At 64.6% G+C, this 1,948-nt stretch carries 1 protein-coding gene and 1 pseudogene; both read right to left on the bottom strand.

Annotated features, from left to right (window positions below):
- Positions 1–97: 97 nt before the first annotated feature.
- Positions 98–1,345 carry a molybdopterin-dependent oxidoreductase gene (locus MFF64_RS36400; protein WP_238193881.1) on the bottom strand — a complete coding sequence of 416 codons (1,248 nt, stop codon included), beginning with the start codon at positions 1,343–1,345 and terminating at the stop codon, positions 98–100.
- A gap of 138 nt (positions 1,346–1,483) precedes the next feature.
- Positions 1,484–1,894, bottom strand: a pseudogene (locus tag MFF64_RS36395) (putative sulfate exporter family transporter); the annotation flags it as partial.
- Positions 1,895–1,948: the final 54 nt, after the last annotated feature.

Raw genomic sequence — 1,948 nt, 5'->3', positions numbered from 1 at the left:
TCGGCTCGGATGTCTGATCGGCGAGCGCCGCGGTGGGGACAAAGGCGAGCGGTGCGAGCAGGAGTGCGGCGCGTAGGGTGACCATGGCTCTCGTCCTTCAGGCAACCTGGAGCGACACGGTTTCGACGCCGTTCTGCATGAACCCGGCCCCGTTCCAGACCGGGTCCATGGGCTGGGTGAGACCGTTCGTGTTGGTGCAGCGGACCTTGATCGCGTGGGTACCAGCTGCGAGTGCCGGCAGGCCGCCCTCGAAGCGGCGGAAGCTGTAGATCCCCTCGTCGGCTCCGAGCTTTGCCAGAGACCACGTAGCGCCGCCGTCGCCAGAGATCTCTACTGTTCTGACCCCGCAATCGCCTCCGAAGGCGATGCCGCGTAGCGCCACCGGCGAACCCGTGGCCACTCTTGCACCGCCGCGCAGGTTGGTCAGGAACGCGCGGGGGACCATGCGGCTGATCGGCACCGTCTTGAAGCCGGTTTGACTGGGCTTGATGTTGGCTCCTGGCACGTCCGGGATGCGATAGGCAGTCTTCATCCAGTATTGATCATCGGGCCTGTCCAGCACCTCGATATCGGAGAGCATCTTGACCCAGTACGTTGAGTACCAGCCCGGAACGACGAGGCGAAGCGGGAAGCCGTTGAGCAGCGGCAGCTGCTCGCCGTTCATGGCGTAGGCGAGCATGACCTCACCGCCGCGAGCGTGATCGAGGTCGAGTGACTTCTTGAAGTCGGGCGCATCCTCCACGACCGGCTCGTCGAGACCGCTGAAACGCACCTGCACGGCTCCAGCCTTCACCCCAGCACGGTCGAGAACGTCCTTCAGGCATACGCCCGTCCAGCGCGCGTTGCCCATCGCGCCGTTGGCCCACTGCGCTCCGGGCACGCGCGGTGCGAACAGGCCGCGTGAGTTGCCCGAGCACTGGTTGACTGCAGCGATCTCGAAGCGCGGCAGCCGAGCGATCTCATCGAGCGATAGCGACAGCTCCTTGTCGACGTGTCCACGAACCTTCAGCCGGAAGGCCTTCGCGTCGACTTCGGTGGGGATCGAGGCCCAATGCCAGCGCACGTAGAAGCGGTCGTTGGGAGTGAACACGCCCTGGTCGAACACCTCGAATGGCGTCTCCAGGAGTGGCGGCCGGGTGCGTTGGAGGATCATTGACCCTTTGCCGGGGAAAGCGGTCGTGAGGTCGCGCGTGTCAGGGTCACCGAGAAGCGGAAGCTTGACTGAGCTGACGGCCCAGGCAGGCGCGACGGCGGCGAGGCTGCCGAGGCCAAGACCGGCGAGCATGGCACGACGTGGGATCGTAGGTTGGCTCAAGGTTGTTCCTCCGCATTCGCAGCAGGGCATCTGAGGCCACGCCCCTTAGTGAGGGGGAAATACTATTCTATTATTATGCAATCCAATAGAAATATATGCTCATTCCATTCTGTTTGTCAGACGATTTTGTCTCGCACTGGGAAGCGGGCGCGCTTCTGCGCGGCGGCGTCACGCGATGCCGAGGACCCGGATCAAGCCGAGGCTGACAGCGGTGAGCGCGGCCAAAGAGGCGACTACTGCCAGCGTAACCCGCAGGCCCGCGCCGACCACACTGCGCACATCAACCCCGAGCCCGAGCGCGGCCATGGAGACGATGGTGAGCACGTTGGCGGTCCGAGCGATTGGGCACAGGGCCATATGCGGGATCAGTCCGCCGGAGCGGAGGCCCGCCATGGCCAGGAATGCCAGGATGAACCACGGTACTAACCGATGAACCGCGATGCGGCCGGCCTTGGGACGCTCGCCCGCGGTGACGTGCGGGGCGGCCTCGTCGGTCTCCTTACGCAGCCGGCTCGCCCCGAGTGAGAGGGCCAGCACAACTGGGCCAAGCATCAATACCCGAACGAGCTTGACCAACGTTGTCCGTCGTCAGATGATTTGAGACAGGCTGCGGGCCTCAGGAACGGAGGCACT

This window comes from Methylobacterium frigidaeris, from assembly GCF_022179185.1.
Taxonomy (GTDB): Bacteria; Pseudomonadota; Alphaproteobacteria; order Rhizobiales; family Beijerinckiaceae; genus Methylobacterium; species Methylobacterium frigidaeris.
Note: the sequence above shows the minus strand (reverse complement) of the source record. Positions and strands in the feature narration are given on the sequence as shown.